This is a genomic window from Pararhodonellum marinum, from assembly GCF_015354735.1.
GTDB classification, from domain to species: domain Bacteria; phylum Bacteroidota; class Bacteroidia; order Cytophagales; family Cyclobacteriaceae; genus Pararhodonellum; species Pararhodonellum marinum.
Map to the genome: position 1 here is coordinate 1 of NZ_JACEFJ010000039.1, position 1,531 is coordinate 1,531.

General features: G+C 41.5%; 2 protein-coding genes. Both read left to right on the forward strand.

What is annotated here, in order from left to right; all coding sequences use genetic code 11:
• Window positions 1–63: 63 nt before the first annotated feature.
• The gene (locus H1A14_RS23015; protein WP_194778666.1) at window positions 64–456 is read left to right on the forward strand and encodes a hypothetical protein; all 393 of its coding nucleotides are present in this window, start codon (window positions 64–66) and stop codon (window positions 454–456) included.
• A 20-nt stretch (window positions 457–476) separates the two neighbouring features.
• Window positions 477–1,460: an IS3 family transposase gene (locus H1A14_RS23020; RefSeq protein WP_228527947.1), complete on the forward strand. Its 984-nt coding sequence runs from the start codon at window positions 477–479 to the stop codon at window positions 1,458–1,460.
• Window positions 1,461–1,531: the final 71 nt, after the last annotated feature.

Below are 1,531 nucleotides of genomic sequence, written 5' to 3' on the forward strand. Positions count from 1 at the left end.
GGTCGTGTTCTGAAATAGGTTGACACAATTTAATCAAAAATTGTAAACCTATACTCGGACAAAATGAATGATTTAGAAAAGTTTTCCGAAGAATCGAGGAGAAAAATTGTAATTGAGGTTCTTTCCGGCTCAATGTCAAAAGAACAGGCTAGACAGGTTTATGGAATTAAAAGCAAATCTGCTATCTTGGAATGGATGAGGATTTTTGCTGGTAAGTCCAGGAATGCAGCCTTAGACCCCATCCCTTTATTAAGACATATGTCGGAAGGAAAAGACGATATCAGAATATTAGAAGCCCGTGTCAAGCAGCTTGAAGAAGAGCTGAAACTTAGTCGTTTGAAAGGCAAGGCATATCAAATCATGGTTGGTATAGCCAAAGAGGATTATGGACTGGATCTCGAAAAAAAGTCTGGTGCCAAACAGTCACAAGACTCAAAGAAGAAGAACCGAAAGTAGGTTTAGCGCAACTTTGCGGATTGTTTGGCAAAAGTAGACAAGCCTATTACAAGGCTTTAAATCACAGTACACAAGAAGTTTTCAGAGAAGAGTTGGTTTTGGGCCTTATCTCTGGGATCAGGAGGAAATCAAAAACTTCCCGCTGGGGGGTAAGAAAGATTTTCCCACTGCTACGGGACGATCTTGAGCTCTTGGGGATAAAAATGGGCAGGGATAAACTCTTTGAGCTACTTCGCGTCAATGGCCTTTTGGTAAGTAAAAGAAAGAGGAGGTTTTTCACAACCCAAAGCCATCACTGGCTTAGAAAACACCAGAATCTTATACAGAACATGGTTGTTTCAAGACCCAATCAGCTATGGGTTTCGGATATTACCTATGTACAGTTCAACGGTAAGCCTTACTACCTGTACCTGATCACCGATGCGTATTCCCAAAAGATTGTCGGCTGGAATGTCACCCTTGATCTGAAGGCTGAATCAGCCCTCAAAGCATTAAAAACGGCATTGTCGTCCCAAAAACACATTCCCTTTTATTCATTGGTACACCACTCAGACCGGGGTATACAGTATTGTAGCTATGATTACACGGGATTGTTGGAAAACAGTAAGGTGTGGATCAGTATGACCAGGCCCGCTTCACCGCATGAAAATGCCATTGCCGAGAGAGTGAACGGCATACTTAAAGAAGAGTGGCTGGTAGACCTTGAAAAAAAGGGAGACATAAATGTGAAAAAACATATTGATCAGATAATAATTGTCTATAACGAGATGAGACCACATAACGGACTGGGGAACATTACCCCAACCCAGGTACACGACAAAGGTTTTTTAAGGCATGACACCGAACGCGTTATTGGGAAAAAATACCATTGGAAAAAGAAGACCGAGCCTTTTGGGACCCGGCCAGTTAATAGCAACGCTATCGGACCAAACGATTATTCCTTGACAAGTTGCTCCTCAGCAGAGCTTGCCTCCGCTTCATCGTGGTATTGTAAATTAGAATAATCTTTCCAGAAATTAAAACAGTGACTATATTTAAAAAAAACAAAAGTGTCAACCATTTTTAGGACGCGACA

Coding starts and splice junctions, on each gene's coding strand:
- H1A14_RS23015 (WP_194778666.1), top strand. CDS start 64: ATGAATGATTTAGAAAAGTTTTCCGAAGAATCGAGGAGAAAAATTGTA.